Source organism: Synechococcus sp. A15-44, from assembly GCF_014280115.1.
Classification (GTDB): domain Bacteria; phylum Cyanobacteriota; class Cyanobacteriia; order PCC-6307; family Cyanobiaceae; genus Parasynechococcus.
Window position 1 is genome coordinate 2,057,023 of record NZ_CP047938.1, and the last position, 26,444, is coordinate 2,083,466.

31 protein-coding genes are annotated in these 26,444 nt (G+C 63.3%); 12 read left to right on the forward strand and 19 right to left on the reverse strand.

The features are described from left to right. Window positions 1–31 precede the first annotated feature (31 nt). Both SynA1544_RS11575 and SynA1544_RS11580 read right to left on the reverse strand, forming a co-directional pair. Window positions 32–199, reverse strand: coding sequence for a DUF4278 domain-containing protein (locus SynA1544_RS11575; protein ID WP_244272886.1), 168 nt, complete (start codon window positions 197–199; stop codon window positions 32–34). Window positions 200–389: 190 nt separating this feature from the next. Next, on the reverse strand, window positions 390–680 hold the full coding sequence (locus tag SynA1544_RS11580; RefSeq protein WP_186513790.1) for a DUF3104 domain-containing protein: 291 nt from the start codon (window positions 678–680) through the stop codon (window positions 390–392). A gap of 231 nt (window positions 681–911) precedes the next feature. Here SynA1544_RS11580 and SynA1544_RS11585 point away from each other — a divergent pair, with 231 nt between their 5' ends. Continuing rightward, a complete protein-coding gene (locus SynA1544_RS11585; RefSeq protein WP_170950491.1) occupies window positions 912–1,064 on the forward strand; it encodes a hypothetical protein in 153 nt (50 codons plus the stop codon). 211 nt (window positions 1,065–1,275) lie between these two features. On the opposite strand, the gene msrA is transcribed toward SynA1544_RS11585, so the two are convergent. Genes msrA through SynA1544_RS11625 form a run of 8 tightly spaced genes read right to left on the reverse strand, consistent with a single transcriptional unit; the run spans window position 1,276 to window position 9,085 of the window. Further along, the gene (gene msrA, locus SynA1544_RS11590; protein ID WP_186513792.1) at window positions 1,276–1,899 is read right to left on the reverse strand and encodes a peptide-methionine (S)-S-oxide reductase MsrA; all 624 of its coding nucleotides are present in this window, start codon (window positions 1,897–1,899) and stop codon (window positions 1,276–1,278) included. Next, window positions 1,896–3,077, reverse strand: a complete 1,182-nt coding sequence (gene lpxB / locus SynA1544_RS11595) for a lipid-A-disaccharide synthase (protein WP_186513794.1) — start codon at window positions 3,075–3,077, stop codon at window positions 1,896–1,898. The genes msrA and lpxB overlap by 4 nt, the downstream gene beginning before the upstream one ends. Next, on the reverse strand, window positions 3,077–3,901 hold the full coding sequence (gene lpxA / locus SynA1544_RS11600) for an acyl-ACP--UDP-N-acetylglucosamine O-acyltransferase (RefSeq protein ID WP_186513796.1): 825 nt from the start codon (window positions 3,899–3,901) through the stop codon (window positions 3,077–3,079). Before lpxA ends, lpxB begins: the two co-directional genes overlap by 1 nt. Window positions 3,902–3,906: 5 nt before the next feature. Then, on the reverse strand, window positions 3,907–4,362 hold the full coding sequence (gene fabZ / locus SynA1544_RS11605; RefSeq protein ID WP_186513804.1) for a 3-hydroxyacyl-ACP dehydratase FabZ: 456 nt from the start codon (window positions 4,360–4,362) through the stop codon (window positions 3,907–3,909). Then, window positions 4,359–5,186 carry a UDP-3-O-acyl-N-acetylglucosamine deacetylase gene (lpxC, locus tag SynA1544_RS11610; protein ID WP_186513806.1) on the reverse strand — a complete coding sequence of 276 codons (828 nt, stop codon included), beginning with the start codon at window positions 5,184–5,186 and terminating at the stop codon, window positions 4,359–4,361. The genes fabZ and lpxC overlap by 4 nt, the downstream gene beginning before the upstream one ends. Beyond that, entirely contained in the window at window positions 5,186–7,384 is a 2,199-nt protein-coding gene (locus tag SynA1544_RS11615; RefSeq protein WP_186513809.1) for a BamA/TamA family outer membrane protein, read from the reverse strand. The genes lpxC and SynA1544_RS11615 overlap by 1 nt, the downstream gene beginning before the upstream one ends. A gap of 43 nt (window positions 7,385–7,427) precedes the next feature. Next, window positions 7,428–8,180 (reverse strand): phosphoribosylaminoimidazolesuccinocarboxamide synthase, encoded by a 753-nt coding sequence (gene purC / locus SynA1544_RS11620; protein ID WP_186513811.1) that lies wholly within the window; start codon window positions 8,178–8,180, stop codon window positions 7,428–7,430. After that, the gene (locus tag SynA1544_RS11625) at window positions 8,177–9,085 is read right to left on the reverse strand and encodes a hypothetical protein (protein WP_186513813.1); all 909 of its coding nucleotides are present in this window, start codon (window positions 9,083–9,085) and stop codon (window positions 8,177–8,179) included. The genes purC and SynA1544_RS11625 overlap by 4 nt, the downstream gene beginning before the upstream one ends. A gap of 58 nt (window positions 9,086–9,143) precedes the next feature. On the opposite strand from SynA1544_RS11625, the gene purD reads away from it, so the two are divergent. Both purD and SynA1544_RS11635 read left to right on the forward strand, forming a co-directional pair. Next, the gene (gene purD, locus SynA1544_RS11630) at window positions 9,144–10,451 is read left to right on the forward strand and encodes a phosphoribosylamine--glycine ligase (RefSeq protein ID WP_186513815.1); all 1,308 of its coding nucleotides are present in this window, start codon (window positions 9,144–9,146) and stop codon (window positions 10,449–10,451) included. Further along, the gene (locus SynA1544_RS11635) at window positions 10,448–12,514 is read left to right on the forward strand and encodes an ATP-binding protein (protein WP_186513817.1); all 2,067 of its coding nucleotides are present in this window, start codon (window positions 10,448–10,450) and stop codon (window positions 12,512–12,514) included. The genes purD and SynA1544_RS11635 overlap by 4 nt, the downstream gene beginning before the upstream one ends. Window position 12,515: 1 nt before the next feature. On the opposite strand, the gene kaiC is transcribed toward SynA1544_RS11635, so the two are convergent. From kaiC to SynA1544_RS11650, 3 genes are all read right to left on the reverse strand, one after another. After that, complete coding sequence (kaiC, locus tag SynA1544_RS11640; RefSeq protein ID WP_186513823.1) at window positions 12,516–14,054, reverse strand: circadian clock protein KaiC; 1,539 nt, start codon at window positions 14,052–14,054, stop codon at window positions 12,516–12,518. 65 nt (window positions 14,055–14,119) lie between these two features. Continuing rightward, complete coding sequence (kaiB, locus tag SynA1544_RS11645; RefSeq protein WP_186513824.1) at window positions 14,120–14,485, reverse strand: circadian clock protein KaiB; 366 nt, start codon at window positions 14,483–14,485, stop codon at window positions 14,120–14,122. Continuing rightward, window positions 14,482–15,366 (reverse strand): circadian clock protein KaiA, encoded by an 885-nt coding sequence (locus SynA1544_RS11650; protein ID WP_186513825.1) that lies wholly within the window; start codon window positions 15,364–15,366, stop codon window positions 14,482–14,484. The genes kaiB and SynA1544_RS11650 overlap by 4 nt, the downstream gene beginning before the upstream one ends. A 132-nt stretch (window positions 15,367–15,498) precedes the next feature. On the opposite strand from SynA1544_RS11650, the gene rplU reads away from it, so the two are divergent. Further along, a complete protein-coding gene (gene rplU, locus SynA1544_RS11655; protein ID WP_186513826.1) occupies window positions 15,499–15,864 on the forward strand; it encodes a 50S ribosomal protein L21 in 366 nt (121 codons plus the stop codon). 45 nt (window positions 15,865–15,909) lie between these two features. Beyond that, on the forward strand, window positions 15,910–16,176 hold the full coding sequence (rpmA, locus tag SynA1544_RS11660) for a 50S ribosomal protein L27 (protein ID WP_114989469.1): 267 nt from the start codon (window positions 15,910–15,912) through the stop codon (window positions 16,174–16,176). 82 nt (window positions 16,177–16,258) lie between these two features. Here rpmA and SynA1544_RS11665 read toward each other — a convergent pair whose 3' ends face one another. After that, complete coding sequence (locus SynA1544_RS11665) at window positions 16,259–17,011, reverse strand: bifunctional 2-polyprenyl-6-hydroxyphenol methylase/3-demethylubiquinol 3-O-methyltransferase UbiG (protein WP_186513827.1); 753 nt, start codon at window positions 17,009–17,011, stop codon at window positions 16,259–16,261. Between the two features lie 41 nt (window positions 17,012–17,052). Here SynA1544_RS11665 and truB point away from each other — a divergent pair, with 41 nt between their 5' ends. From truB to SynA1544_RS11690, 5 genes are all read left to right on the forward strand, one after another. Next, the gene (gene truB, locus SynA1544_RS11670) at window positions 17,053–17,961 is read left to right on the forward strand and encodes a tRNA pseudouridine(55) synthase TruB (protein WP_186513829.1); all 909 of its coding nucleotides are present in this window, start codon (window positions 17,053–17,055) and stop codon (window positions 17,959–17,961) included. A 53-nt stretch (window positions 17,962–18,014) separates the two neighbouring features. Continuing rightward, window positions 18,015–18,758, forward strand: a complete 744-nt coding sequence (locus SynA1544_RS11675) for a YebC/PmpR family DNA-binding transcriptional regulator (protein ID WP_186513831.1) — start codon at window positions 18,015–18,017, stop codon at window positions 18,756–18,758. Window positions 18,759–18,894: 136 nt separating this feature from the next. Continuing rightward, complete coding sequence (locus SynA1544_RS11680; protein ID WP_186513832.1) at window positions 18,895–20,010, forward strand: DUF1800 family protein; 1,116 nt, start codon at window positions 18,895–18,897, stop codon at window positions 20,008–20,010. Then, window positions 20,010–21,119 (forward strand): DUF1501 domain-containing protein, encoded by a 1,110-nt coding sequence (locus SynA1544_RS11685; protein WP_186513833.1) that lies wholly within the window; start codon window positions 20,010–20,012, stop codon window positions 21,117–21,119. Before SynA1544_RS11680 ends, SynA1544_RS11685 begins: the two co-directional genes overlap by 1 nt. 125 nt (window positions 21,120–21,244) lie before the next feature. Further along, window positions 21,245–21,415 carry a Nif11 family protein gene (locus SynA1544_RS11690; protein WP_186513834.1) on the forward strand — a complete coding sequence of 57 codons (171 nt, stop codon included), beginning with the start codon at window positions 21,245–21,247 and terminating at the stop codon, window positions 21,413–21,415. Between the two features lie 29 nt (window positions 21,416–21,444). On the opposite strand, the gene SynA1544_RS11695 is transcribed toward SynA1544_RS11690, so the two are convergent. From SynA1544_RS11695 to SynA1544_RS11705, 3 genes are read right to left on the reverse strand one after another with little or no spacing between them, the layout of a single operon-like run. After that, complete coding sequence (locus SynA1544_RS11695; protein ID WP_186513835.1) at window positions 21,445–21,708, reverse strand: hypothetical protein; 264 nt, start codon at window positions 21,706–21,708, stop codon at window positions 21,445–21,447. 19 nt (window positions 21,709–21,727) lie between these two features. Continuing rightward, window positions 21,728–22,438, reverse strand: a complete 711-nt coding sequence (locus SynA1544_RS11700; protein WP_186513836.1) for a glucosamine-6-phosphate deaminase — start codon at window positions 22,436–22,438, stop codon at window positions 21,728–21,730. Continuing rightward, window positions 22,389–23,942 carry a SpoIID/LytB domain-containing protein gene (locus SynA1544_RS11705; protein WP_255477615.1) on the reverse strand — a complete coding sequence of 518 codons (1,554 nt, stop codon included), beginning with the start codon at window positions 23,940–23,942 and terminating at the stop codon, window positions 22,389–22,391. The genes SynA1544_RS11700 and SynA1544_RS11705 overlap by 50 nt, the downstream gene beginning before the upstream one ends. A 5-nt stretch (window positions 23,943–23,947) precedes the next feature. On the opposite strand from SynA1544_RS11705, the gene rnz reads away from it, so the two are divergent. Both rnz and psbV read left to right on the forward strand, forming a co-directional pair. Further along, on the forward strand, window positions 23,948–24,907 hold the full coding sequence (rnz, locus tag SynA1544_RS11710) for a ribonuclease Z (RefSeq protein ID WP_186513837.1): 960 nt from the start codon (window positions 23,948–23,950) through the stop codon (window positions 24,905–24,907). Between the two features lie 73 nt (window positions 24,908–24,980). Beyond that, entirely contained in the window at window positions 24,981–25,493 is a 513-nt protein-coding gene (psbV, locus tag SynA1544_RS11715) for a photosystem II cytochrome c-550 (protein ID WP_222929014.1), read from the forward strand. A 49-nt stretch (window positions 25,494–25,542) separates the two neighbouring features. Here psbV and SynA1544_RS11720 read toward each other — a convergent pair whose 3' ends face one another. Both SynA1544_RS11720 and SynA1544_RS11725 read right to left on the reverse strand, forming a co-directional pair. Further along, a complete protein-coding gene (locus tag SynA1544_RS11720; RefSeq protein ID WP_115161698.1) occupies window positions 25,543–25,929 on the reverse strand; it encodes a hypothetical protein in 387 nt (128 codons plus the stop codon). A gap of 99 nt (window positions 25,930–26,028) precedes the next feature. After that, window positions 26,029–26,328 carry a ferredoxin gene (locus SynA1544_RS11725; protein WP_006043345.1) on the reverse strand — a complete coding sequence of 100 codons (300 nt, stop codon included), beginning with the start codon at window positions 26,326–26,328 and terminating at the stop codon, window positions 26,029–26,031. Window positions 26,329–26,444: the final 116 nt, after the last annotated feature.

Sequence of the window (26,444 nt, forward strand, 5' to 3'; positions counted from 1 at the left end):
CCTTCCAAGGGCAGGGAACGGGTGCTTCGGACTACTTGGTGTAAGTGACGCCCCGGTAGGTGAGGGTGCGGCGGCTCTCGCCAATAAGTTCCTGGCGGCAGGTGTTGTAGTGCTCGCGGCGGTAGGTCAGTTCAACGCAGGCCTTGGGAGTGGCTGGAGCTGCTGCGTAGGTGTGGCCTCGATAGAGAAGTGCAGTCATTGGATGTTCCTCGAAGAAATCCAAGTCCCCGTTCCATGGCTTGGAGCATCTGCGCCCCCTCAAGAGGGGGTGAACGTTTTGTAGCGATTGCTACAAACTACTTATAGGACAGCCGTCAAGCCGGCGCCGTTCGCGCGAACACACGCCGCCCCTTGATCAAGACCCCTACTCGATCAATAACCCTGCTCGATCAACACCCCGAAGAAGCAGGCGCACTGGCGGGCCACCCATCCATCGACCAGATCACATCCGAAACCGCGTCGGCATTGATCCATTTGATGACGCCCGTATCCACATCAGCCACCTGGAACAAAGACGGAAGCCTGGGATGACGAGCGCTTCCCTCACAGAAGATCACCTGCCCCATCCACCAATCCCCTTGATCGAGCTGGTCTCCAGCAACGATCACAAAGTGCCCTGGGCGGACGTGGAGAAAGGGAGCCTCCGCCTTCACCGCGAGATCACCGTGATCAACCGACATGAGCCACCCGCAAATCAGTACACCTGTACTCATAGCCATGGCGATGCGGGTTTGGCAAGCCATCAATCGCGCTGGCGTTGAAGCGCAGACGTGTTGCCAGACACTGACGTAAGCACTTTTGCTCCCTGGACGTTGACCCGTGGGCGTCTAGGTTTCGGCAGTTTTCAGACCCGTAGGCCCCCTTTCGATCGCACAAGGCCCTGAGCCTGCCGCCGTCGAGAACGCCAATCGATGACTGACCGCACTCTCAGCATTTCCGATGCCCTGCGCGAAGCGCAGCTGCAGCGCCTGGAAGCCTCCTTGGCCTGCAAGGCAGCATCCAAGCCTCAGGCCACAACACAGCCAGCAAAAGAGAAGGACAAGGACGCCAAAGCAAGCGACTGATCGCAACAGTCCCCACGCATTCCTTGATCAGATCGGCATATTGAAGAGCATCCGGCAACTGCCGGTGTCCTCAAGTGCTGTGCTGTGGAGTCGCTGCTCTCGATCCTGTTGGGCGTCGCACTCGCGTGGGCGATCACGCGGGTGATCATCTGGCTTAGCGACCGTGCGCGCATCCGGGGGCGCTCAGCAGAGGAATGAAGCTGCGGCAGCTTCACTTCCCCCAGGCGTTACCGGAGCGAGCGTTGTCGCCCCAGACGCTGTCGAGCCTGCGGTCACGACCGCAGCTGAACCGATAGAAGTTGTATTTGACGGCGTTGTTCTCCGCGTAGTTCTGGTGGTATCCCTCGGCCGGCCAGAAACGAGCCGCCTGCCGGAGCTCCACCTTCAAGGCAGACCGGGGTTGTCCAAGCTCACGGGCCGCCGCCGCCGCACTGGCCTCAGCCGCCTGAGCCTGGGCGTCATCAGCCGTGAAGATCACTGGCCGGTAGGAATCACCGCGGTCGCAGAACTGTCCGCCGCCATCGAGGGGATCCACATTGCGCCAGTAGCTGCGCAGCAGCTCCGCATAACTGATCTGATCCGGATCAAAACGCACCTGCACAGCTTCCTGATGCCCAGTGGTCTCACTGCTCACCTGCCGGTAGGTGGGGCGCTCCAGCTGCCCGCCGCTGTAACCGCTCACGGCATCACGCACCCCCGGCAGATGTTCCAGGTCGTGCTCCAGGCACCAGAAACAGCCACCGGCAAAGACGGCCGTCTGCAGCTCTGCCATGGCGCGCTGGGGCCAGCTGAGCAGCATCAAGCAGGTGACCAGCAGCAGCAGCGTTCGTTTCATCCGATCACCTGATCAAAGATGGCCTTGGCCGCCCGCTCGGTCACACCAGGAGCTCCCAGGGTGGCCCGCAGTTGCTCGTAGCCATCCAGCATGGCCTGCCGCTCCGGTGTCGCCGTCAGCAGGGGGAGCGACCTCTCCACCAGGGCTTCAGCCGTGAGTTCGTCCTGCAGCAGTTCCGGCACCAAGCGCTGCTTGAGCAACAGATTCACCGGCGAAATGTGGTCTACTTGGAACCGCAGCACATGCCGGGCAACCCAGGCCGTGAGTCGGCTGACGCGGTAACCCACCACCTGGGGAACCCCTTGCAGGGCCAGTTCCAGATTCACCGTGCCGGATTTGCCCAAGGCAAGATCCGCCGCCGCACAGAAGGTGGTCTTCAGCCCATCCGCTTCAGCGGCGGGAATCACCCGTCCGTTACGGACCCCGGCCTCCTGCAGCGCCGCAGCCAGGGGCGCTTCGAACGCCGCAAGCCCAGCGGGCAGAAGCACCTGAAGATCGGGGTGGCGTTGCTGCAAAAGAGCAGCCGCCTGGGCCAAAGGTGGCATCAGATAGCGCAGCTCCTGGGGCCGCGAGGCCGGCAGCAGCAACAGCACCGGGGCCTCAGGATCCAGACCCAGTTGGCGACGGGAGCTGGCGCGATCGGGCAGGTTCTGGAAGCTGTCCAGCAACGGATGACCCACCCAGCTCACATCCGCACCGCGGGAGGCATAAAACTCGGCCTCCGCCGGGAAAATCGCCAGGATCCTGTCGGTGAAGTCCAGCAGACGGGTGGTGCTGCCATCGCCAAAGCGCCAGGCCCACTCCTGGGGGGCGATGTAATACGTGATCGGCAGCTCAGGCTGCTGGCGCCGCAGGCGTGTGCCCAAGCGCACATTGGCCCCGACGTAGTCGATCAGCACCACCCCATCAAGGGGCTGTTCCTCCAAAAGCGCATCCACCCGGGCCTGCAGCCGCAGCGTGGGAAGAATCAACGGAACGGCCTCCCACAGGCCGATGGCTCCCATCGGCGCGGTGTCGGCGATCAACACCGCACCCGCCGCTTCCATACGCGGGCCACCCAGGGCCAGCAGCTCCAGCTCAAGCCCCCGTCGTTCCGCCTCCAACCGCAAGGCGCGAATCAACAGGCTGCCCTGCAGATCACCGGAAACCTCCCCGGTGCTGATCAGCAGCCGAACCATCAGCGGCCCTGCACCGGCATCGGCCCCCGTCGGCCCTGGCCGGTGGAGGCTTCCAGGAACCGGCAGAAGTGCTCAGCCGCCGGCAGCAAGGGCTGGCTGCGGGCCTGCTGAAGCGCGTCAGCAATCACAAGGTCAGAGCGATACATCAGGGTCCAGATGTCCTGCAGCTGCTTGAGTTCAGCGCCGTCATGATTGGCAGCCAGGCCACTGCGCCGCAGGCCGACGCGGTTCAACCCCCGCACCCGGCCCGGATGCCCTTCCACCAAGCAATAGGGGGGCACATCCCGGTCGACACGGGTCATGCCGCCCACCATCGCCATCCCGCCGATGTGAACGAACTGGTGAATGCCCAGACAGCCACCCACCACCGCACGGTCTTCGATCACCACGTGACCCGCCACCTGAATGGCGTTGGACATCACGATGTTGTTGCCCAGATGGCAGTTGTGGCCCAGATGGCAGTAGGCCATCAGCAGGTTGCCATTGCCGATGCGGGTCACCTCGCCTTCTTCGGTGGCGCGATTGATCGTCACGCATTCCCGCAGCGTGTTTCCATCACCGATCAACACCTCGGTGTTGGCACCGCGGTACTTGAGATCCTGTGGCGGAAGACCAAGGCAGGCGCCGGGGTACACCTTGTTGTCACGGCCCAGGGTCAGCCGACCGTCCAGGACGGCATGGGGACCGATCCAGGTGTTCTCCCCGATCACCACCTCGGGGCCGACCACCGCACCGGGGCCGATCACCACGCCGGCGGCCAGCTCGGCCTTCGGGTCCACCACCGCCGTGGGGTGGATCTGCTGTGACGTCGATTGCTGCGACATCCCGCTCAGTCCACCAGGGAGAACATCAATTCGCCGGAGCAGGCCAGATCGCCATCCACCGTGGCCTCAGCCTTGACCTTGCCGAAGCGTTTGCGCTTGAGGCTGAGCAGTTCACAACGGATCACCAGCTGATCTCCGGGAACCACAGGGCGCCGGAAGCGTACCCCGTCAATCCCGGCGAAAACGAACAGACCCTTGGGCAGATCGGGCATCTGGGTGACGATCAGACCACCCACCTGCGCCATCGCCTCGACAATCAGCACCCCCGGCATCAGCGGACGCTCGGGGAAATGCCCCTGGAACTGGGGCTCGTTCATGGTCACGTTCTTGATCGCCGTGGCCGAAACCCCGGGCTCATGGGCGATGACCCGATCCACCAGCGCGAAGGGGTAACGGTGCGGAAGCAGACCGGCGATCTGCTCGCTGGTCAGCACGACATCTGGTGTGGTGGATTCAGTCACAAAGCGGCTGCGAGATCGGTGTGTAGACCATGGGACCCCTTGTACACAAGAACCTGTGCCTGGGGAAAACCGACGAGGGCCAGGTCGCCGATTAGGTCCAAGAGCTTATGGCGCACTGGTTCATCCTCGAACCGCAGCGGTGGATTCATCCACTGATCACCGTCACAGACCAGGGCATTGTCCAGGGCTCCGCCCTGGATCAATCCTGCAGCGCGCAGCTGCTCCACCTGCTCCCGGAAACCGAAGGTGCGTGCCGGAGCAATCTCATCAACAAAGCGTTGGGGGGTGAGCTTCAGGGCAAATTGCTGTCGCCCGATGGCCGCCTGCGGGAAATCGATGATCCCCACAACGCCAAAACGATCGGACGGAGTGGCGGTGATCACACTGTTGCCGCGGGTGCGCAGCAGCGGTTGCTCCAGCCGCGGTGCAGCCGGCCGCGGGGTAGCCGCCGGGACCAAACCAGCCGCAGCGATCGCTTCCACCCAGCCCAGGGCCGAGCCATCCAGCAGAGGGACTTCGTGGCCATCGAGCACGATCTCCACATGGCTGAGACCGCAACCGGCCAGGGCTGCCAGAAGATGTTCGACGGTGGCCACCTTGCTGGAACCCAGATCCAAGGTGGTGCATAGCTGGCTGTCGCGCACCTGATCCGGCCGCAGCTGGATCGGCTGCTCCATCCCCGGCAAACGCATGTGGAACCCCGGCTGATCCGTCGGCCGAAGCTCCACCGTGGCTTCAGCTCCACTGTGGAGGCCAACGCCAGATCGTGATGTCTCCGCCGCCAGTGTCCAGGCAGCGGAGTAGTCCTGAGGCCAGCTGGTCACTAGAACTTCCAGCCCACGCCCAGGTTGAAGCGGTAATCGGAGGTGAAGTCTTTGGTGGCCACCTCAACGCGGATCGGGCCGACCGGCGTGGTCACGATCACACCGGTTCCCAGGGAGACACCGGAACCGTCCTTACCCAGCAGCAAACCTGGCTTGCCGGGCACATCCTTTTGGGTGCCGAAATCGGTGCCGGCATCCATGAACACCTCGCCGGAGAAGATGCTGATCAACGGGAAGCGGTACTCGATTGTGAGTTCGCTGAAGGCCTTGGACACCGCCATATCGCAGTCGTACCAGCCGCGAATCGAGTTGGATCCACCCATGCAGAACGCTTCGTAGGGAGGCGCTTCGCCCATGATCGCGCCACCTTTGATCTGCACACCGATGGCCTGGGGGCAATCAGCCTGCTCACCGGCTTTAGGACGGCAACCCTTGTGGATCTTCAGCCAGTCCACGGGGAAGAACTGGGTGTAACTCGCCCTCAGCCGGTTGAAGGTGGGGGAGTCGTTGTTGACGCCGATGAACTGCTCGGTGCCAGCGGTGAAGAAGTTGCCGCTGGTGGGATTGCGTGGGTTGTTGAAATTGTTGTAGGTGGTGGCGAAACGAACCCCCATCAAGCTGTTGGTGTCGGCGCAGTTGTACGACACACAGATGACGTCGTCGTTGTTGACCTTGCCCTTGCGCAAGTTTTTATTGGAGATGCCATAGGGCCTCGTATCACCAGCAAAGTTGATCGGCCGCACTTCCGCGAAGGACATCCCAGCCAGAACATTCCACTTGCTGTCCTTGTACGGATCACCACCGTTCAGGGGGCGGGAGAAGGAGAAGTTGCCGCCAACCTTGCGCAGCACCACGGTGTCGCCCTCGTAGTCGAACCAGCTGCGGTTGGGGTACTCACTGTCGGCCTTGTTGACCTCTCCTGGAGCCTTGTCTCCATCGGTGAACCCGTATTTACGACCTGTCTCATAGGCCTTGTTGGAGCCGTTGTCGGCGTAGTCCTTCGCCGTGCGGATGTTGCCGTTGTCTTCGCTTTGGAAGACCTGGGGCACCTGCTGGCTCAAGAACACAGAGGTGCGGAAGCTGGTGCGGTGCTTGTCGCCGTAGATCCAGGGATCCGTGAAGTTGAGGTTGGCCAGACCGCCGTATTGGCCGTAGGTGATGTTGGTGCCCAGATTCCAGGCTCGGCCGAAAAGATTGCTTTCCTGCAGCTGAACCTGACCGAAAACACCCTGGCTCTGGCTGTAGCCGAGACCACCGGAGAGCTGGCCGGTGGACTGCTCGACGATGCCAAGCACGATGACAACATCGCCAGGCTCCTGGGGCACAGGCCGCAGGGTCACCTTGACATCACTGAACAGCTGGGTGGCGTAGAGCCGTTTGATGTCCCGCTCGAGCTGGTTGCGGTTGAACGGATCGCCGGGCTGAATCGAGACCTCCCGGGTGATCACCCATTCCTTGGTCTTGCCGCGGATGGGATTGCCGTTCTCATCGGTGTCATCCCCCTCTTTGGTGAGGAATTTGACTTCAACGCCAGACACACTGCCCTGAAGCAGTTTCAGCGTGACCACACCCTCAGGGCTGACCCGTTCCGGACCGGACACCCGCGCCAGGGAATAGCCCTGACCGGCCACGGAGGTCTGCAGGGCCTTCATCCGCTGCTGCAGATCGTTGAGGTTCAGCGTGCGGCCGTAATCGGAGGCAAACGTCTCCTCAATCAGCTCATCCGAGAGGAGATTCTCCTCATCACCGTTGATCTCCACGGAACTCAGCGGAGGGAAGGGCTGCACCTGAACAACCACCTGAACGCCCAGCGGTCCGTTCTGAGGAACGATCCGCACATCCGAGAACCAACCTGTGGCCTGAATGCCATTCAGATCGTTCTGCAGCTCCTCGCGGGTCACACGCATCCCCGGACGCACCTGCATGGCGTCGTAGATGGAGATCTGAAGACGTTCCTCTTCCGGGTGGCCCTCGATGCCCTCAATCAGCACCTCGGAGATCAGCACCCGGGGCCGTTCCACCAGGGTGTTTTCGATAGCGGTGTTTCCACCAACAACCTCTTCAGCCTCAGCAGCTGGATTCGCTGGCATGGCCTCCTGAGCCATCACCGGTGGAGCCACCAGGGGGATCCCCAGCATCAGACCCAGAACCGTGCCACGAACAGCAACCGAGGAGCGGCGGGACGAACGGCGGGTCATCGAGACGCAGGCTGGGCCGAAGCCACAAATAGGTGCGCCGACCCTACAGGCAGTTGCGGGGGTTGGTGCAGCTGCCTTGGACCCGTTTAAGGACCTCCCCGTAGGCCTCCATCACCCCACCGAGATCCTTGCGGAAACGGTCCTTGTCCAAAATCCGGTCCTCGGCATTGCTGCTGCGGCGATCCCAGAGCCTGCAGGTGTCAGGGCTGATCTCATCGGCGAGCAGGAGTGTTCCGTCCGCAGCCAGCCCCAACTCCAGCTTGAAATCCACCAGTTGCAGATCAAGCCCCTCAAAGAACGGCAGGAGCACGGCATTCACCCGGCGGGCCAATTGTTCAATCGCTGACAGTCGTGCTGGGTCTGCCACACCAAGCAGCTGCACGCGCGCCTCAGTGAGCAGCGGATCGCCCAGGGAATCGTCCTTGTAATAGAGATCCAGCAGGGCGGGTTCGATGGCTGTGCCCTCCGCGATCGGCGTCTGACGGCACAGCGACCCGGTGGCGATGTTGCGCAGCACCACCTCAAGGGGAATGATCTCCACCCGACGCACCAGCATCCAGGTCTCCCCGGCCAGACCGCAGTAATGGGTCGGCACCCCCTCACGCTCGAGCAGCTCGAACAGGCGTGCTGAGATCTGGCAGTTCAGCCGACCTTTGTCGTCCAACTGGGCTTTCTTCTGGGCATTGAAGGCGGTGGCGTCGTTCTTGAACTCCACCAGCACCCGGTCGAGATCCGTGCTGGCGAACACCCGTTTGGCCTTGCCTTCGTAAAGCAGCTCTCCGTGATCGGGCGTCATGGCGACGGTGCAACGGCTGATGGTCTTACATCAGCATGGCCTCCGGGATCCCGCGGTGAACGCAGCAGGGGATCGGGTTCGGCCTCCGGCTGCAGTTGCTGGAGCGCATAACGGTCATCAAGAACAGTGGCCAACCGTTGGATCCGCTGCCGCGGCCGCGCGCCATCGCCCCCAGCCGCCAACTGCAGGTGCAGCTGTTGGTGCAGCAGGTCCATGGCCAGTCCCCAGGCCTCCGCTGCCGCGGCTTGGTCCAAGGCGGTTTCCAGCAGCTGATCGGCCTGCTCGAACTGATCGGCATCGAACCATTGCGCCGCCCGCGCCAGTCGTTTCGCCCCCTGAACGCCCGTCAGATCGCCCAACAGCTGCAGCTCTACAGCCACAGCGTTGTGGCCCAGAGCCGCTTCATGCAAAGCCAACTGATCGAGCCCATTGCCCTGATCCGACAACGGCTTTCCAGGGAACAGAGGCGCATCCAGGGCCTTCAGATTGCCATCCACCAAACGGCGCAGCGCCAAAGCCGCCTGGCGGTGATCCAGGGCCGCTGCAGCAGCACGCCAGCGCAACAACAACCACTGACGCCGTTCATCGCCAACGCGGGGGGTGTAGCGGTTGAGCACCACGGCTGCAGCTTCGGGGGCACCGCAGCTCATCAGGGCTTCGGCGTTCGCCAGCACCAGCTCCAACGAATCGATCACCGGATGCAGCTCAAGCAGCCGATCACGCAAGGCCTGGCGACGGCCGTCGGAGTTGGCGATGCGGGGGTTGAGACAAGCCTGCTCCGCCGCGGCCAGATCCATCTCAGCGAGAACGCTCTGAAAGCGTTCCTCGCGCATCACCTGCGGATCCGGGGCTGCCGTGACAGCAGCCAGAAGGGTGAGGGTGAAGGGGAAAAGGGGAGTCCCCATGGCGGGCTGCGGTCTACAAAGGAAAACCTACGAGGCCCAAACCGTTCCTCCCGCAACCATGGCCATGTCGTCCACCCGTCCCACCACGCTGCCCGCCCTCCAACGAACCCTCGTCGTCGGTGGCGGCGGCAGGGAACAGGCCCTGGCCTGGGCCCTGGGCCGTTGTCCGGGCCTGGACACGGTCTGGATCACCCCTGGCAACGGCGGCACGGAAGGCAGCGCCATGGCGGTGGGCGAAACCGACAGCGCTGGGTTGATCGCGCTGTGCCAGCAGAACGGCGTCGACCTGGTGGTGGTGGGTCCGGAAGCGCCGCTGGCCGCTGGTGTTGCCGATGCCCTGCGCGATGCGGGCTTTGCCGTGTTCGGCCCGGGAGCGGAGGGGGCCCAACTGGAGGCGAGCAAAGCCTGGGCCAAGCAGCTGATGCAGGAGGCGGGGGTCCCCACCGCTGGCCACTGGGCGGTGACCAGTGAAGCCGAGGCCCTGGCGGTGTTGCAGGAGGTGCAACGGCCTCTGGTGGTCAAAGCCGATGGCTTGGCCGCCGGCAAGGGCGTCACGGTGGCGGACAGCGTGGAGGAATCGGAAACCGCCATCCGCGAAGCCTTTGAAGGGCGTTTCGGTGCCGCCGGCTCCCAGCTGGTGCTGGAGGAGCGGATGGAGGGCCCTGAAGTGTCGGTGTTCGCCCTCTGCGATGGGGAGCGGATGGTGCTGTTGCCCCCGGCGCAGGACCACAAACGGCTCAAGGACGGTGATCGCGGACCCAACACCGGCGGCATGGGCGCCTATGCCCCCGCCCCGCTTCTAAATGCCGAGGGCCTCGAGGAGGTGCGCCGCATCGTGCTCGAGCCCACCTTGAAGGCCCTGCGCCAACGGGGCATCGATTACCGCGGTGTGATCTACGCCGGCCTGATGATCACGGCCGATGGCCCCCAGGTGATTGAGTTCAACTGTCGCTTCGGCGATCCCGAATGCCAGACCTTGATGCCCCTGCTCGGCCCTGAGCTCGGCGCCGTGCTGCAGGCCTGTGCCCTGGGACGCCTCGATCTGGCCCCGCAGCTGAGCATCGCCGAACGCTGCAGTGCCTGCGTTGTGGCGGCCGCCGAGGGCTACCCGGAGGCTCCCCGCAAAGGCGATGCGATTCGCATCGACCTCGCCCCCAGCCCCAACCATCAGCTGTTCCATGCCGGCACCCGCCGCGACAGCTCAGGCGAACTGCTCACCGCAGGGGGCCGGGTGCTGGCCGTCGTCGCCCAGGGCGATGACTTCGATGCCGCCTTTGCCGGGGCCTACAACGGCCTCAATCAGCTGGATTACGCCGGAATCACCTACCGTCGAGACATCGGCCATCAGGTGCGCTCGGGCGGATGAGCAGCGGCAGCGGAGCAGCAATCGCTGATTGGGCGCTTCCCCCCAATGGCAAGCCGCCGGGGGACGACCAGAACCTCTTGGACCGCATCACCGCCTGGTGGGCGGAATTCACCCTCCAGACCAAGCTGCTGGCGATTGCCACCCTGGTGGTGAGCCTGATGATGACGGGCATCACCTTCTTCGCGCTGAACGGAATTCAGCGCGATGCCGTGATGAACGACACGCGCTACGCCCGGGATCTGGGCCTGCTGCTGGCCGGCAATGTCACTGAGCTGGTGGCGCAGGGCCAGGACCGTGAGCTGGCCAACGTGGCCGAAAAGTTCTGGCGTTCCAGCCGCAGCGTCCGCTACATCTTCTTCGCCGACCCCGAAGGCGTCGTCTACCTGGGAATCCCGATCAGCGGAACCCCCAGCAGTGGCGATGGAGAGCTTCGTCTCAACCGACGACTGGAGCTGCCCGAGGAGCTGCGTCGACGCCCCCAGAACCCCCTGGTGCGGCAACACCTCACGCCCCAGGGTGCCGTCACCGATGTGTTCGTCCCCCTGATCCGCGGGGGTCAGTACTACGGCGTTCTCGGCCTTGGGGTGAACCCGAATGAGACCGCCCTTGCCAGCGCAGCCCTCACCCGGGAGGTGACCGTGGCCGTGTTCATCTCGATCTGGGTGCTGGTGATCCTGGGCGCGGTGTTCAACGCCCTCACCATCACCCGCCCGGTGAAGGAGCTGCTACGCGGGGTCCGCTCCGTCGCCTCCGGCAACTTCGGTGCGCGGGTTGACCTGCCAGTTGGTGGGGAACTGGGGGAACTGCTCACCGGCTTCAACGCCATGGCCTCCCAGCTCGAGGCCTATGACGAGGCCAACATCGAGGAGCTCACCGCCGCCCAGGTGAAGCAGCAGTCGTTGATCGCCACCATGGCCGACGGCGCCATGCTGCTGGATGCCGACGGCCGCATCGTGCTGGCCAATCCCACAGCGCGGCGTCTGTTCCGCTGGGAAGGGCGCAGCCTGGAAGGCCAGGAGCTGGTGGGGGAACTGCCGGAACTGCTGGCCATCGAACTGCACAGTCCCCTCGATTCCCTGCTCGGTGGCGCGGCAGACAGTGAAGACCTGCGCTGCAGCGTGGGGGAACCGGCCCGCACCCTGCGCATCGTTCTGCAAGCGGTGCGTGATGCCAGCGGTGAAACCCTCAAGGGCATCGCCGTCACCATCCAAGACCTCACCCGCGAGGTGGAACTGAATGCAGCCCAGAGCCGCTTCATCAGCAACGTCTCCCATGAACTGCGCACGCCGCTGTTCAACATCAAGAGCTACGTCGAAACCCTGCACGACCTCGGCGATCAGCTCAGCCCCGATGAACAGAAGGAGTTTCTCGGGGTCGCCAACGACGAAACCGATCGACTCACCCGGCTGGTGAACGATGTGCTGGACCTCTCCCGGCTGGAGTCGGGCCGGACGCTGCAGTTCGAACCGATCAGCATGCGCCCGGCCATGGAGCAGACCCTGCGCACCTACCGGCTGAATGCCGAGGATCGCCAGGTGGAACTGGTGCTGGATGTTCCCGAAGAACTGCCCGAAGTGCTGGGCAACTGGGACCTGCTGCTTCAGGTGCTCGACAACCTTGTGGGCAATGCCCTCAAGTTCAGCCGCCCCGGTGGCCCCCTGGCGCTGCGGGCCTATCCCTGGCCCGACACCTGTTCGGTGGAGGGGACAGCAATCACCGGAAGTGACGGACCCACCTGCGCCCTCACCTCACCACTGCCCAAGCTGAGGGTGGAGATCGCCGACACGGGCTGCGGGATCAGCAGCTCCGATCAGGAACGCATCTTCGATCGCTTCTTCCGGGTCGAAAATGCGGTGCACACGGAGGTGGGGACCGGCTTGGGCCTCTCTATCGTGCGGGGCATCCTCGAGAAACACGGGACTCAGGTGCAGATGGTGAGTGAGCCCGAAGTCGGCACCACCTTCTGGTTTGACCTGCCCTTGGCGGAAGCCGACAAGGATGAGCTGCAACTGCAGGCGGAACGGCGCAGCAGCAACGCCCTTGCCGAGGCCGTCGAGCTTTAGGTCAGTCCTCGCTGGAGACGCCGCGGGCGATGCGCGACAACTCGCTGCGCTCATCGGTGGTCACCCGATGGGGCACACCGGAAATGATCCGCTCAAAGTTGGAGAAGGAGTCCTTGATCTGAGGCCCATTGCCCGTGATCACAAATTCACGGATGCCCTTGTCGTGCCAGGAGCCACGCATCTTGAACACGTTCAAGGCGCGGGCCATCTCACCGCGGATCTCCACGTACTGGAGCAGCAGGATCGTGTCGGTGATCGTGGAGATGTGGGAATCGGTGATCGAGTGGCTGCCCATGAACTCCTCGGAGGTGTTCGTGAAGAAGCCCGCAATCTCCTCCTGCTTGGCGTAGCCGGTCACCCCAATCACGAACTGACGGAAGGCGTTGTGGCTCACACCGCGCGCAAGAGCAGAGAGGGAGTCGATCGCCATCCGCGACGGCTTGAACTGGCTGATCTCCGTCTTGATGATCTGCAGGTGATCTTCCAGACCCGTGGATTCGGGGTAGGCGCAAATGATCTTGAGCAGCCCGTCCTGCTCCATCTGCTCGAAGTCGATGCCCCAGCTGGTGCCGTTGCGCAGCAGCTGAGCCCGCGACTCCTCATAGGCAAACAGGATGGCGCGTTCCTTGTTGCGGCAGGCGTCTTCGATGAATTTGGAGACGAGCATCGTCTTGCCCGTTCCCGTGGCACCGGTGGCGAGGATGATCGAATCTTTGAAGAAACCACCGCCGCACATCTCGTCCAGGCGGGGCACACCGGAGCTGACCCGAACGTTGGACGAGCGCTGGGTGAGGCGCATCGCCCCCAGTGGAAAAATGCTGATGCCATGGGTTCCCATGGTGAAGGGGAACTCGCCCTTCATATGGGTGGTGCCCCGCAGCTTGAGAATCTCCAGGGTGCGCCGACGCCGCTCCCCCTCGAGCACGTTGCGAAGAATCACCACATTGTCGGAGACGAATTCCTCAACGCCATAGCGGGCAATCGGGCCGTACTCGTCAATTCGTTCGGTGGTCATCACCGTGGTGACGCCGATTTCCTTGAGCCTTGCAATCAGCCGAAAGATCTCACGGCGCACCACGAACACAGCGTCGTACTGCTGGAACACCGCCGTGATCGAATCAATCGCGACGCGCTTCGCCTTGTATTTGCGAATGGCGTAGTTGATCCGCTCGATCAAACCGGAAAGATCAAAACTGCCGGCCACGTCCTGGCCGTCCGGATCCGGTGAGGCATCGAGGATGAAGAGCTTGTCCTGCTCAACCATCTCCTGGAGGTTCCAGCCGAAACTGGCGGCGTTGCGCAGGATGTCGAGGGGTGATTCCTCGAAGGTGACGAAGATGCCGGGTTCGTCGAACTGCTTGATGCCGTTGTGGAGGAAGTGCAGCGAAAACACCGTCTTGCCGGTGCCGGACGTGCCGCTGATCAGCGTGCTGCGGCCGATCGGCAGACCGCCCTGGCACACATCATCAAAGCCCTCGATCCCTGTCGGGAGTTTTTGAACCTTCATCTGAGGCTGACCGCTGGTCGGAGGGAACTGCATGGCAACCACCTATGACTTGACCGTAGTGAGCAGGAGATGAACCGTGCTGGAGCGCACCATGTCGCTTAAGGATCCGACGTGATCGACGTGTCGGTCTCCTCATCAACCGCATCGATCAAGCTCGAACTGAGCGACGTATCAGACAGCTCGTCGTAAAGCAGATCCAGACCGATCAGCACCCGCTCGCGATCGGAGAGGTCACCGATGATGCGGCGCACCGGCGGGGGAAGAATCTTGGACAACGTCGGCGTTGCCAGGATCTTGTCTTCCTCCGCCAGTTGCGGATTTTTGAGCACATCAATCACCTTGAGGGCATACACCCCCCGGAATTCGGTCTCGAGGATGTTGCGCAGCGTTTTCAACGCCCGCATCGAATTGGGCGTGTTGCCCGCCACGTAGAGCTTGAGGATGTAGGTCTTGCGGGGACTCATGACGACTCCTCCGAGGCATCGAGCTGATCCGTCGGGCGACGTACACGGCTGGAAGCCGTGCCCGACAGAGGAAGATCCGGCGGAATGGAGCGCCGGTACATCTCACACAGATGCGCCATCACATCAAGAAGCGCAAGTCGGTAATCCTGAAGAAAGTCATGTTTGTGGCCCTCCAGACTCAGTTGTTTCCAGAATTCATCGATGAGATCCACGTGGATCTCAACGGTGCGGGTGATCGGCAGATCACTGAAAAAAGCGGTGTTGACAAAACTTTCCAAGGCCTGATTGGCCGCGGCCGGATCGCTGAAGTAGCTCGCCAGAAGATCTCTGTAGGTGCGTTGGAGCGACAGCAGCAGATCCCGGCGCTCCTCGGGGGGCAGGCTGCCCAGGAAGCGCGATGGATCTCGCTTGTAGAAGACCCCGAGGTAGCCGAGTCGCTCCTGCAGGCGATCGGAGAGGTTGCTGACGGCGCGGGAGGAGGAGCTGCTGTCGTCCTGGCGTCCATCGGCGCGCCCCTGGCGCAGAAAACGCGAAATGGCCGCATCAACGTTGTATCCCAGCTGCGCCAGCTGGTCGTCGGGCAGATGCAGCTCCTCGGGGTGGTAGTCCACCTGACCCTTCACCTCCCCAACGATCACGGCAGGGAAGAGCAGACCCGCCGCCAGCAGTTGCTCCTTGACCTCAGCGTCGAGCAGGCTCTGCTCGAGCACCACAGCGTCAACATCGTCCTGGCGGGGTCCGAGGACAGCTGCCAGGGTCTCCCCAGGATCAACCGTCAGAACAACAGACTCGTAACGGTTGGCCGGCAGCCAGGGGCGGCAGGCTTCCACCAGGGCTGGGCTGGCCAGCACGAGAGCAACAGTGAGGGCCGGCCTGGCCATCCGGGCATCCGTAGCGTCGAGGTATCTGAATCTTGACGATGGGGCGCGTCAGAGACGAAGATCTTTGTTTGTCTTTCGATTGCGGCTCAGGCCTGAATCGGTTCGCCGAGCCTGAACGCGTCTTTTCACCTTATGGCCGACACCAAACCATCCGCGGAACAGAGCGGGACCTACGCCATCGTTGAGGCGTCGGGCACCCAGATCTGGCTGCAGCCCAACCGCTACTACGACATCGATCGGCTCCAAGCTGAGGTGGATGACACCATCAAGCTTGAGAACGTTCTGCTGGTGAAGGACGGCAAGGGCACCACCCTCGGCCAGCCCTACGTCAAGGACGCAACCGTGTCCCTGAAGGTGATGGCCCATCGCCGCGGACCCAAGGTGATCGTTTATAAGATGCGCCCCAAAAAGAAAACCCGCCGCAAGAATGGTCACCGGCAGGAACTCACCCGGGTGATGGTTGAGTCCATCTCCGTGGGCGGCAAGGCCATCAGCTGACCTCTCCCCCTCGCCCCATCAACCGCCCCACCAGCATCTCTTCTCATGGCACATAAAAAAGGCACAGGCTCAACCCGTAACGGCCGGGACTCAAACGCCAAACGCCTTGGCGTGAAGGCCTACGGCGGCGAAACCGTCACCGCCGGTTCCATCCTGATCCGCCAGCGCGGCACCTCCGTTCTGCCCGGCGTCAATGTCGGCAAAGGCAAGGACGACACCCTGTTTGCCCTCACCGACGGCATCGTGAAGTTCGAATCGATCCGCCGCGGCCTGCGCAACCGCAAGCGCATCAACATCACTGCAGCGGTCTGAGTTTCAAGGCCAACGTCAATCCAAAGCCCCAATGCCAGCTGGCACCGGGGCTTTTTTGTTGGCAGCTTGTGTTGCCGCAGCCTCAGGAACGCCGGTAGAGCCGAGCCGTGATCAACAGGGGGTGAAACACCTCCAAGAACTGAGCCTGCAGGGTGCGGAAAAACCCATCCACCAGGGCCGGATCATCGAAATGGAAGGGGTACTCGCCCTGATGGCCTTTGAAGAAGTACCAGTTCAGAAGCGCGATGGCCCCGGGGGCCATCCGCTGGTGAAACTCCAGCAACTGCGCCGAGGGATCCGGCAGGTGTTCCAGCACATCGAGGCAGACCACCGCATCGAAACGAACATCGCCTGTGCTGCTGAGGTCGCGATGCACCGAGAGCTTGTCCGCCAGCCCCAGGCTTTGCGCCCGTTGCTGAACAAAAGCCTGGTTGTGGGGATTGAGGTCGACAAACCAGACGTGATCGACCTCCGGCAGCGCCGCCGCTGATAGGGCGTGGGTGCCGATGCCACCACCGAAATCCAGCACCTGGCCCTGCACCGCCATGCCCTGCAGCCGCAGCGTGTCGGCGATGTAGTCCGCACTGGAGAGGTGCCAGGCCGCCAGCTCCAGCAGGTGTCCCGTGCCCACCGTGTCCTCATAGAAGGCAGTGGCGTCCTCCGGCCGGAACGCACCGGGATGCAGATCCGCCAGGTCGTCGGTGCTGCTGGGCAGACGCTGCTCCAGTTGCTCCGGCGTCAGGTCGAGGTAGCGGCTGAGGTGTTGCTTGATGCCCAAACCGTCCGCCAGGAAAGCGGAGACGTCCACATCCGTGCTGCTGCGGAGCTGGGGCATGGATGGGCATCAGAGAGCGGCCAACCTACGCAGCCGGCGGAATGCAACAGTTTGGGCATCCCGCTCCAGCCCCGGTGAACGGCCCCTTCGGCTTCGTGGTGATCGACAAGCCCGCAGGCCTCACCTCCCACGCCTGCGTCAGCCGCCTGCGCCGCAGCTATGGCCTCAAGCGCGTGGGCCATGGCGGCACCCTTGATCCTGCCGTCACCGGGGTTCTCCCCATTGCCCTAGGGCCGGCGACCCGATTGCTGCCCTACCTCCCCGGGGAGAAGACCTACACCGGGGTGATTCAGCTGGGCCGGCGCACCAGCAGCGACGATCTGGACGGAGAGCTCCTGGAACAGCAGGCCTGGCCATCCCTCAGTGAAGCCGAGCTCAACAGCAGCCTGGAGGCGTTCCGGGGCGCGATTGAGCAGCGTCCGCCGCAGGTCTCCGCCGTCCATGTGGATGGCGAACGGGCCCACGCCAGGGCACGGCGCGGTGAAGCCATGGATCTGCCGCCACGGGCCGTCACCGTGCACCGGCTGGAGCTGTTGGATTGGAATGCGGCCCTGGGGCAGCTGAGCATCGAGGTGCACTGTTCCGCCGGCACCTACATCCGCTCGATCGCCAGGGATCTGGGGGACCGCATCGGCTGCGGAGGTTGTCTGGCCTCCCTGCGCCGCACCCAGGCCCTGGGGTTCCATGCGCACCAGGCGCACCTCCTGCCGGAGCGAGACGCTGTGCCGCCCGATCCCCTCTCGCCTCTGTTGGCCCTGGGGGCCCTGCCCCGACGTGATCTCAGCGAAGCCGAGCAGATCGACTGGCGCTGCGGCCGACGCATCGCGATGGATCCAGGGCCTGGAGAGGCGGTGGTGGTGTGCAATGCGGATGGAAGCATGGCCGGCATCGGCCACCGCGAGAGCGAAGGTCTGCTGCGACCCAAGGTGGTCTTCGATGCAGCAGGCTGAAACCAACAGGTCGCTCAGTACTCTCCGAGCGCATCCCGCCCTGCCCTGACGCGATGGCTGGCCACAGCAAATGGTCCCAGATCAAACGCACCAAGGCCGTCGTCGACGCCAAACGTGGTGCGGTGTTCACCCGGCTGGGGCGGGAAATCATGGTGGCGGCCCGTGCCGGAGCCGATCCCGCCGGGAATTTTCAGTTGCGCACGGCCATCAGCAAAGCCCGTGCCGCTGGGGTGCCCGCCTCCAACATCGAGCGGGCCATCGCCAAGGGGTCAGGTCAGGCCGGTGATGGGGCCCAACTGGAGGAGGTGCGCTACGAGGGCTATGGCCCCGGCGGCATGGCGGTGCTGGTGGAAGCGCTCACGGACAACCGCAACCGCACCGCGGCGGATCTGCGGCTGGCCTTCAGCAAGAACGGCGGAAACCTGGGGGAAAACGGCTGCGTGGCCTACCTGTTTGAACACCGCAGCGAAGTGATCCTCAACGCCGGCCCCGACGACGAGGAACGGTTGCTGGAAAGCCTCCTGGAACTGGACGCCGACGGCTATGAGCTGTTGGACGAATCAGTGATGGTGCATGGCCCATTCGAGGCCCTGGAGAACCTTCAGGACGGCTTGCGCCACGCAGACTGGGATGTGCGGGAGTGGGGCCATCAATGGTCCGCCCAGACCAGCGTTTCGGTGAGTGATCCCGACACCGCCCGCAGCTGCCTCAAGCTGCTGGATGCCCTCGACGGGCTCGACGATGTGCGCAGCGTCAGCGCCAACCTTGATCTGGCCGAGGGGCTGGAGATCGACTGACGCACCGGCTTTCAGAACCACGTCGGAAACAAAGCCAAGCTGAGACAGGGGACCCAATGGCTCTGCTTGAAGCTGGCACGTCCATTGAATGAAGTGGCCAACTGTTTTACGTTCCGGATGACAAGGTTTCTCAGCTTTGGCGGCCCCTCTCTCCAATTGCAAAGCTTTACCCCAGGACAAGCGACGCAGCTGCAGGCGCCAGCAGTCCAAGGATCTGCAGTTGGGCTGGTTAGATGAATTGGGTGCCTCCGGACAGAAAGGCAAAGAGGCCTGGCAAGTGCAGCTATGGCTTGGGATTTTTCCAATCCACCGAAGGCAGCTTGGCAATCCGGCCTTGTTGCACAACACCGTTGGCACCATTCGGTCGCATCTGGGCAGCACTTACGGCCAAATGCTCCAGTCAATGCTGCTCGATCCCGCCCTTCAGATTTCTCTGAATGGACCTTCCAATCACCGAAAGAAACCCAACGAAAACCTGGCGAGAGAGCTGCTCGAGCTCTTCTCTCTGGGAGAAGGCAACTACAGCGAAGCCGATGTAAAGGAGGCTTCACGAGCTCTCACTGGCTATCGCCTGGGTCCTAACGGTCAGATGGCGCTCAAGCACCGTCGCCATGATCCAGGCCCTCACACAATCCTTGGACGCACGGACTCCTTCGATGCGACCAAACTTGCTGACTGGTTGACCAAGCAGCCGGCCACCGCTCGTCACGTGACACGCCGGGTGTGGCGACGTTGCATTGGGACTGACCCTTCACCAACACACCTTGAGGCAATCGCCTCCGCCTGGCGGGATGTCGATCTCTCCCTGCCCTGGCTGATGCAAGCCTTGGCCGAATCCCCTGAGGCTGAGCAGAGCAAACGCCAGGGTCTGCGTCTTGTGGACCCCCTTGAGCTGGTCATTCGCAGCCTGCAATTGCTGGACAGCCCACACCCCGATGCACTTGCCATCAGCTTGCGGGGGTTGCGGGCCATGGGGCAGGCCCCCTTTGAACCACCCTCGGTCAAGGGTTGGCCCGTCAATGAAGAGTGGCTGAACCTGCGTTGGTTACAGGCCCGTCGACGCACCCTTCAACAGCTACTGGCAGATGAAGAGGTTTGGGACACACGCCAGTTACCGAAAACCCTGGCCACCAGCCTCACCGATCTGCCTCCTCTGGCTCTGGCATTACCGACGGCGGCCGATCGCGACAGCGTCGCTGCCCTGTTCGCTGATCCGATCTGGCAGCTGGGTCTCTCCCCTGCCTTGCCCTGATGTCTGAGTTGCATCTGTCCCGCCGAAGCCTGCTGTCTGGTGTTGCTGCCGCTGCAGCGACCGGTGGTTTGGGTGCATTGGCGCAAACATTCGCATCCGGTCGAGGGACATCGGCTTCAAACCATGTGCTGGTGCTGTTGGAATTGCGCGGCGGCAACGACGGCCTAAACACCCTCGCGCCGATCCATGATCCCGCTTATCGCCAGGCCAGACCAACCCTGGCGTTGGGTGATGACGCCATTGCTCTTACCGATGGCCTCGCCTTACACCCAGCCCTGGCTTCGTTGGAACCTCTCTGGCGTCGTGGCCGCCTGGGTTTTGCACTCGGCGTGGGTTGGTCGCATCCAAATCGCAGTCATTTCAAGGCGGCCGATCAATGGGCCGTCGGTGATCCATCCGGCGAAGGAGCTGGCTGGCTGGCAAGGGCCTACAACGTTCGCACACAGGCAGGGCCGCTCGTCGCTCTGCATGCCACCGGGTGTGCGGCGATGGAAGGAGGTTCTCCTCTGGCTTTGCAGCTTGGGACTGCTCAATTGCAGGGCCGTCTCTCGCTCATGCCGAACCGTCTGGCGATGGATGCCAGTCCAGTGCTTCGCCAGATGATTGCCCTGGAATCAGCCGGTGCCAGGGAGATTGAGCGATTGCGCGGTGCCCTGGCACCGCCGCCTGTGGGTCTGAACTTACCGCCGGGTGATCTGAGCCGGCAAGTGAAGCTGGCACTACGCCTGCTTGGTAGCGGTCAATGCCCACCAGTGTTGGCATTAGCCCAGGGCGGCTATGACACCCACAGCAATCAGAAGCGCCGGCATCAGCGAGTCCTAAAAAATTTGGCCCACGCTTTAACGGGCTTGGATGCCGGTCTGCGAGCCATGAAACAACGGCCTCAGATGACCCTCTTAGCGGTGAGTGAATTCGGGCGCAGGCTGCGGGAAAACGGTTCCGGCGGAACGGATCACGGCAGTGCGTCGGTGGCCTTTTTGATGGGTGACCGAATCCCAAGTCGGTTGTTGGGCACCTATCCCAGCCTCCAAAACCTGGATGAACGAGGTGATCTGAGGCCCACACAGTCGCCCGAACAGCTCTACCGCCATGTCTTAGCCATGGGCTAAGGCATCTCATCAGCGCCAAACGCCTCCTTGAAGTCTGCTGTCAGCAAATCCGAACCAAAGCTTGCGCCACTGAGCCCTGGGCAACCCCATCGCTAGGCCGTGGACATCCCTTCTGGAGGATCACCATGTCCATGAAACAGCTGGAGACGTTCATGTCGCGGGTGCAGAGCAACGACTCCCTACGCGATGAGGTGCAGCGCTGCGGCAAGGACAACTCCTGCGTGGTCAAGGTCGGTGCCAAACACGGTCACAAGTTCTCCCCGTCCCACCTGAGCCGCTGGCAAAAGGAACACTGAAACCCAACCAGGCCGGCGGCCGGGCCCCCTCAGGGGGTCCCGCTCGCCTGCTCCTCTGTGCCATCGGGTTGCTGACGAATCATCCGCGCCAGCATCTGCAACTTGGCATTTTCTGATTCCGAGGCCCGTGTGGCCATCCAGGCACTGGCCGCCTTCTGCTGAGCCAGCTGCTGCACAAGCGCCAGAGCCGTCTCGCGCAGCTGCTCGAGGTCCTCACACTCCTGGATGAAGCGCGTCCAGCGTTCCGCCTCAAAGCTCTGCTCAAGACGCCGTTCCACCGGGTCGATGCTCATCGCCTCTGATTTGGGCTGTTCAGGCTAGAGCCGCTGCATCGCACCAGAGCCAGACATTGGGATGAGTCAGCAGCCAACTGGCGGGCAGCGCAGGATCCGGCTCTTTCAAGGCCAACAACCGCTTGAGGATTCCGGCCTTGGCGGTGCCGGTCACCACCAGATGAATCTCGGCAGCCTCGAGAATTTCCCGCAGGCCCAAGGTGATGGCCCGCTGGGGCACAGCCTCAACGCAACCATCGAAGAGCGCCGCGTTCTGATGCCGGGTTGCGGGCGTCAGCACCACCTCATGGCAGTGCTGATTAGGGGGACAGGGCGGCTCGTTGAAGCCGACATGACCATTGCTGCCAAGCCCCAGGAGCTGTAATCCGATGCCCCCGCAGCGCGTGAGCTGCTCGCCATAGCGCCTCGCAGCGGCCGATCCGTCAGTGGCGGTGCTGTCGGGAAGATGCACCGCTGAGACGGGCAGACCCAACGGTGCAGCGAGGTGATGGGTCATGTAGGCCCTGTAACCGCGGGGATCTTCCGCCGAAAGTCCGAGATATTCGTCCAGGTTGAAACTGCACCATCGGGCGCGCAGGGCCTCCAGCTCATCGGCAGACCACGACAGCAGCCGTTCCACCAGGGTGCGATAGAGCGGCTCCATGGTGCGGCCCGTGGCGAGGCCCAAGGGCTTCAGGGGATCAGGCCCCTGCCAACTGCGCAGATGACGCTCCAGATGGGCCGCCAGCACAGCGCAGAGATCCGTGTGACTGGAATGGCGTTGCAGACGACAGGGAAACCGTGCCAAAGGGCGAAACCGGCATGTCTCTCCAGAGTGGCTTCGTTGGGGGCTTCAGCGCCAGCGATGGGTCGTGGTGCGGCTGGTAGGGAACAACCTCAGCCCCGCGGTAGTAGTGCCGAAGAATCGAGCGGAAGTGAGCCCCCTGCTCCGCCAGACCATGGGCTCCCCACTGACTCATGCCAACGCCATGGCCATAGCCCTGGCCCTTCACCAGCAGCTGGAGTCCGCCAGCGGACCAACGACGCACCGATGTCTTGCTGACCAGCACCGGCGGAGGGGCCACCAACAGGGGCGGCCGTGCTCCCCGCTGGCGGGCCGCCGATGCGGTGATCCGATCAATGCGGGAGCCCAGGCGGGCGGTTGCAGTCACCCGCCGCACCGGAAGCTCCACGGGAGAACGCTGCCCCCCCGCCACCATCTCAAAGTTCACCAGTGTGCTTTTGAGTCCCAACCGCTTGCGCAGCTCGCCGCCGCTGAGCACCAGCGATCCGCGGGGCCCGCGCAAGCGGGCCTCACGCACCCGTCCGCTGGCGGAACGACTCAGCACCTCAACGTCCTGGAGCCCACCGGTTTCGGGCAGCCGCTGACGCAGCCCAGACGAATCAAACCATTGTTCCCAGCGGTGCACCGGGCTGTGCTGATCGTGATCGGGGACGCTGACCAGATAGGGATGCTGGCGGCGCCAGACCATCCCACTCGCCTCGGTCACCCCGCCAGAACTGCTGTGGAAGACGGCATCGATCAGGCGACCCCCATGCACGAGCACCAGCGAACGGGTGCTCGCCACCGCCGTGCGTGTGCTCGGCGTTTCCGACTCCACGCCGCGGTACACCTGACTCGCCACCGTGGCCTTCACATCCCAGGCACCACCGCGACTGCGCTGTTTCAACGCATAGGTGCGCGCGGCCACGGCCTGGGCCTGCAGGGCAGCCAGGGGCCAGCGGTGGGGCATTTCGCTGCCGACAACACTGGCGAGATAGGTCTCAACGCCCAGGCTGTTGACCACCCGCAAGGTGCCGCCGCGGCCGCTGACGCGGAGCACACCCCGGTAGCGACGCCCTCCCAACCAGATGCCCCGTGGATCGTCGTTCTGCACCGTCACCAGGGTGCTGGGGGCCAGCCGCATCGATCGGCCATCCACAGTGGCGCTCAGGCGGGCCCCTTGAAGGCTGAGCTGCAGCCGCTGTGGCCGTCGCTCGCCGCCGGGGAGTCCCTGCACCCGCAGCGGCAGTGCACCATCGGAGCGCAGGCTGACCCGGTTGCTCTCCTGCAGCAGCACGCGCATCTGCGGCTCGCGGCCGCGGGCCAGCGCCACCGGTGATGGACCGATCACAGCGACGAGCACCAGACCGACGGCAATGGAGGCGCGGCGCACGCTGGAGATCAACAGGCGCCCCAGTGTGCCGCCTGTGCCGGGGTTCAGCCAGATGGCAGCATGAGCCTTGAGGAGCACCGGCCTTGCAGGTCACATTTCTCGGTACGAGTTCTGGGGTACCCACCCGGGCCCGCAACGTTTCAGCCGTGGCTCTGCGCTTGCCGCAGCGCTCGGAGATGTGGCTGTTCGACTGCGGCGAGGGAACCCAACATCAGTTTTTACGCAGTGACCTGCGACTGTCGCAGCTGCGTCGGGTGTTCATTACCCACATGCATGGCGATCACCTGTTCGGCCTGCCTGGTCTGCTCGCCAGCCTCGGGCTCGCCGGCAGCAGCGCCGCAGGGGTGGATCTCTACGGACCGGACCCGCTGGAGAGTTACCTCAATGGTGTGTTGCGCACCAGCTCCACGCGGATCGGCTATCCCCTTGCTGTCCACAGGGTCCGGGATGCAGCCGAGCAGGGCACGCTGCTGTTCGAGGACGACGACTTCACGGTGCGCTGCACCCCGCTCACCCACCGTGTGCCGGCCTACGCCTACCGGATCGAACAGAAGCCCCTGGCCGGTCGCTTCGACATTGAGAAAGCACGGGAACTCAACATCCCGCCCGGCCCCGTGTACGCCCAGTTGAAGCGGGGTGAAACGGTGACCCTGGAGGACGGTCGCAGCATCGACGGCACCAGCCTCTGCGGTGAGGAACGGCCCGGCGTGAGCGTCGTCTATTGCACCGACACCGTGTTCTGCGAGGCGGCCGTCGAGCTTGCGCGCGGCGCGGATCTGCTGATCCATGAATCCACCTTTGCCCATGGCGAGGCGGAGATGGCGTTCCAGAAACAGCACTCCACCAGCACCATGGCTGCCCAGACGGCCGCCGAAGCGGGTGTGGGGCAGCTGGTGCTCACCCACCTCAGCCCGCGCTACGTGCCTGGCAACCCGGTCACGCCCCAAGACCTGTTGGACGAGGCCAAGGCAATCTTCCCCAACACGCTGTTGGCCAAGGACTTCCTCAGCATTGACGTCAAACCACGCTGCAACAGTTCGTGATCCGGCCACAGAGGGTCACTTCCCCGTGATACAAGAGCTTGGTGCGGTGAATGCGTCACACCCCCTTACCTTCATGGCCTCTGTGTTCTCTTCCTTGCGACGGTCCCTGAAGGGCCTTCTGGTCCTCATCCCGGTGCTGATCGGTTTAGCCGTTATCTCTCCGGCCCAGGCGGCCCAGTGGGACGCTGAGACCCTGACGGTTCCGGCAGATCCCTCCGGCACAGAGGTGACCTTCAGCGATCGCGAAATCGATGCTGGCCGCAAGGTGTTCAACACCAGCTGCGGCACCTGCCACGCCGGTGGCATCACCAAGACCAACCACAACGTGGGCTTGGATCCTGAGACCCTGGCCCTGGCCACCCCGGCCCGCGACAATGTTGAGGCCCTGGTCGATTACATGAAGGACCCCACCTCCTATGACGGTGAGTACAGCATTGCTGACCTTCACCCCAGCATGCGCGACGCTGAGCTCTATCCCGCCATGCGCGACCTCGATGACGAGGATCTGCGCCTGATGGCCGGTTACATCCTGGTGTCACCCAAAGTTCAGGGCAGTGCCTGGGGTGGCGGCAAGATCTACTTCTGAGCAGCTTCCGCCGATCAACTCCGATCAAAATTGTCTGTCCCCGGCGGCCTCAGGTCGTCGGGGCTTTTTGCTGGGGACTCACCTGCTCAGGGGCCATGGAGTTGGGATGGCGGCTGTACCACCACTCCTGCAGATCCCGGCTGAAACGAACGGAGAACAGGGTCAGCACCGTGGGCGTGGGTCGCCCGCCCGGCTGCAGCAGTTCCACGGCGTAGGAGGGGCAGCGCCTGGCCGCCAGGTCGGGAACAAACCGCCGTCCGATCCGTCGCCAGCTCGGCTCTTTGCTGCGCCAGGCCAGGCGACAGCAGGGCCAGGGCAGTTCCTCACGGTCAAACAACCGGCAACAGGGCCCGATGACGCGGAAGCTGTACTGACCGCCGGGGCTGGTGTGCACACTGCCGGGCTCCAGAAGATCGTCGACTTCGGGGCGGCTCACGGCAGGAGAAGACAAGTGACACGCATGGAAGACGACCAGACCAAAAAAAACCACCCCCGAAGGGGTGGCTGAAAAAACGTCCCGTTGAAGGGCAGAGGCTCAATAGAGCTCTTCCTCGGCGTGGGTCTTGATGGTGCAGTCGCTGGTGGGGTAGGCGACGCAGGTCAGCACGAAACCAGCTTCGATCTGGTCGTCGTCCAGGAAGCTCTGGTCGGACTGGTCGACGGTGCCAGCGGTGATCTTGCCGGCGCAGGTGGAGCAAGCGCCAGCGCGGCAGGAGTAGGGGAGGTCGATGCCCTGCTCTTCAGCAGCGTCGAGGATGTACTGGTCGTCGGGCACTTCGATGGTCTTGTTCAGACCTTCGCTCTCGGAGACCAGGGTGACCTTGTAGGAAGCCATGATTGATGAATGCGTACAGGGTTCCGGAAAACCCGGTCCTGCAGAACGCCACATTTTTACTTCAAATAGGTGCTCAACCTGACGATTCCTGGGCCACTGGGGAGGAGGACCAATCG